1 pseudogene is annotated in these 352 nt (G+C 38.1%); it reads left to right on the top strand.

The features are described 5' to 3' along the window. Nucleotides 1–63: 63 nt before the first annotated feature. Nucleotides 64–352 (top strand): annotated as a pseudogene (locus tag AN391_RS19995) (transposase); the annotation flags it as partial.

The raw sequence follows: 352 nt of genomic DNA, 5'->3' as shown, positions 1-352 counted from the left end.
TGAACTGGTTTAATTGAGCCGGACACTTTAATAATGGACAATGTCCTAATATTGAGGTGTTAAATGACAAGACGTAAAAATAAATCTTATACAACTGAATTTAAGCAAGAAGCAGTCGCTCTGGTAACAGAACAAGGCTATTCAGTTTCAGAGGCCGCAGCCTCTTTAGGGGTTACCACCAAACTTATTTATAATTGGAAAGCTAAATTCGAAGAGCAACAAACTGGTAATTCGCTCAATGAAGATGAGCGCGCAGAGTTAAAACGCCTGAGAAAAGAAAACAAAGATCTCAAAATGGAGAAAGAGATCTTAAAAAAGGCCAGCGCCTTCTTTGCGAGAGAAATGAAGTAAA

The sequence above is a fragment of the Pseudoalteromonas sp. P1-13-1a genome (assembly GCF_001401875.1).
In the GTDB taxonomy this organism is placed as follows: Bacteria; Pseudomonadota; Gammaproteobacteria; order Enterobacterales; family Alteromonadaceae; genus Pseudoalteromonas.
The sequence above is the reverse complement of the archived record's forward strand: the minus strand, read 5'-3'. Positions and strand labels throughout refer to the sequence as shown.